This window comes from Pseudomonas sp. NPDC087639 (genome assembly GCF_044743385.1).
In the GTDB taxonomy this organism is placed as follows: domain Bacteria; phylum Pseudomonadota; class Gammaproteobacteria; order Pseudomonadales; family Pseudomonadaceae; genus Aquipseudomonas.
Genome location: NZ_JBIUWI010000156.1, coordinates 1 through 2,351, shown reverse-complemented (window position 1 = coordinate 2,351; position 2,351 = coordinate 1). Strand labels below are relative to the sequence as shown.

The 2,351-nt window shown below is 56.7% G+C and carries 4 protein-coding genes; 1 reads left to right on the top strand and 3 read right to left on the bottom strand.

Features of this window, described 5'->3' with window-relative positions:
* The 3 genes from ACIOVB_RS27415 to sdhC all read right to left on the bottom strand — a co-directional run.
* A partial coding sequence (locus tag ACIOVB_RS27415; RefSeq protein WP_401272265.1) for an FAD-dependent oxidoreductase occupies positions 1-712 on the bottom strand: 712 nt, incomplete at its 3' end.
* Between the two features lie 3 nt (positions 713-715).
* Entirely contained in the window at positions 716-1,084 is a 369-nt protein-coding gene (gene sdhD, locus ACIOVB_RS27410) for a succinate dehydrogenase, hydrophobic membrane anchor protein (RefSeq protein ID WP_007977503.1), read from the bottom strand.
* Positions 1,078-1,452 carry a succinate dehydrogenase, cytochrome b556 subunit gene (gene sdhC, locus ACIOVB_RS27405; RefSeq protein WP_034156251.1) on the bottom strand — a complete coding sequence of 125 codons (375 nt, stop codon included), beginning with the start codon at positions 1,450-1,452 and terminating at the stop codon, positions 1,078-1,080. The genes sdhD and sdhC overlap by 7 nt, the downstream gene beginning before the upstream one ends.
* A 361-nt stretch (positions 1,453-1,813) precedes the next feature.
* Here sdhC and ACIOVB_RS27400 point away from each other — a divergent pair.
* Positions 1,814-2,351 (top strand): citrate/2-methylcitrate synthase (locus ACIOVB_RS27400; RefSeq protein ID WP_401272264.1); only part of this gene is annotated, 538 nt, incomplete at its 3' end.

Genomic DNA, 2,351 nt, shown 5'->3' with positions numbered 1-2,351 from the left:
CTTGTACCGGCACGCCAGCACGCAGAGCCATGCCGACGCCGTCACCGGTGTTGATCAGGGCGTTGGTGGTGGACGCGTAGATACGGCCTGCACCGCCGGTAGCCAATACGGTGGCTTTTGCGCGGATGTAGGAGGTTTCGCCAGTTTCGATGCAGATCGCGATCACACCGACGAAATCGCCTTCCTGGTTTTTCACCAGGTCGACAGCGTAGTACTCGTTCAGGAACGTAGTACCGGCTTTCAGGTTGCCCTGATAAAGGGTGTGCAACAGTGCGTGACCGGTACGGTCGGAAGCGGCGCAAGTACGTGCAGCCTGACCGCCCTTGCCATAGTCCTTGGACTGACCGCCGAACGGACGCTGGTAGATACGGCCTTGCTCGGTACGCGAGAACGGCAGACCCATGTGGTCCAGCTCGAAAACGGCAGCCGGGCCTTCCTGACACATGTATTCGATAGCGTCCTGGTCACCGATGTAGTCGGAACCCTTGACGGTATCGTACATGTGCCAGCGCCAGTCATCGTTCGGGTCAGCGGACGCGATTGCACAGGTGATGCCGCCCTGGGCGGATACAGTGTGCGAACGAGTCGGGAAAACCTTGGTGATCACGGCAGTCTTGTGACCGCCCTGCGCCAGTTGCAGCGCAGCGCGCATGCCGGCACCGCCACCACCAATGATGATGGCGTCGAAAGAAATCGTTGGAATGTTAGCCATGACTCAGATACCCCAGAGAATCTGCACACCCCAGACGAAGTAAGCGAACATCGCAACGCCGCATACTGCCTGGAAAAGGAAACGTACTGCGGTCGCGGACTTGCCCAGCGCCATTGGCGTCAGGTAGTCGGTCGCGATGGTCCACATGCCGACCCAGGCGTGAGCGCCGAGAGCAACAAGGGCCAGCAGACTGAAGATACGCATCCCGTTGTGGGCGAACAGGCCGTGCCACTGGTCGTAGCCAATGCCCGGATTCGCTGCAAGGTATCCGATCAGGAAAATGAAATAAGCCGCGAGAACAACCGCAGACACACGTTGCGCCATCCAGTCATAGAGGCCCGAACGCGAAAGGTTCGTAACGCTGGTTACCATATCCAAACTCCTGCCAGAACGATCAACACCACCGAAACGGCGATGATAATTTTCGAGCCCAGGCGGCCGCCTTCCAGCGTCTCACCGATGCCCATATCCATGATCAAGTGGCGCACACCGGCTACCAGGTGATACAGCAGAGCGGACAGGAGGCCCCATGCTACGAACTTGGCCAGCGGGCTGGTCAAGCATGCCTTCACTTCGGCAAAACCTTCCTCGGAACCCAGAGACTTGCCCAATGCATAAAGCATGAAGCCGATACCCAGGAAGAGGATGATGCCGGAAACACGGTGAAGAAACGACGTAACGCCGGTGATGGGGAGTTTGATGGTCCTTAGGTCTAGGTTTACAGGTCGTTGGCTTTTCACGGCTTTTTTTTCACACTGAAGAGCCCCTAACAATCAGGGCAAAGTTGTTGGGGAGTGCACTGGTCAGGTAACCACCACCCAGGGATGCGACCCCCAATAAAGCAGGCCCAAAAGCCCTTGGCGGTCGGTGGCCGAGTATAGACAGTTAGGCTACTAATGACAACGCAATCACCTACCCCCAATAGCTGATTGCACAAGTTGAATAAAAGGCGTAAATGGCAGGCAATTTCGAGGAAAAAGTGCGCTTAAAGCCTTCTGGAGCAAGACTTTAGGCAAATTGACATTCGAATTTATCTCACTATAGTGGTGCGGGCCCTGCGTGGGGGGTCTGTCTGATGGTTAAGCATAAATAGGAGGCCACATGGCTGACAAAAAAGCGCAGTTGATCATCGAGGGCGCAGCCCCCGTCGAGCTGCCCATTTTAACCGGCACCGTTGGTCCCGATGTAATCGATGTTCGGGGCCTGACGGCCACGGGCCGCTTCACTTTCGACCCTGGTTTCATGTCGACCGCCTCGTGCGAATCGAAGATTACCTATATCGACGGCGACAACGGCATTCTGTTGCACCGCGGCTACCCGATCGAACAACTGGCTGAAAAGTCAGACTACCTGGAAACCTGCTACCTGCTGCTCAACGGCGAACTGCCGACAGCAGAACAGAAAGCCCAGTTCGTCAGCACCGTCAAGAACCACACCATGGTTCACGAGCAGCTGAAAACCTTCTTCAACGGTTTCCGTCGCGACGCCCACCCGATGGCCGTCATGTGCGGCGTAGTCGGCGCCCTCTCGGCCTTCTACCACGACTCCCTGGACATCAATAACCCGCAGCATCGCGAAATTTCCGCGATCCGCCTGGTTGCCAAGATGCCGACCCTGGCAGCGATGGTTTACAAGTACT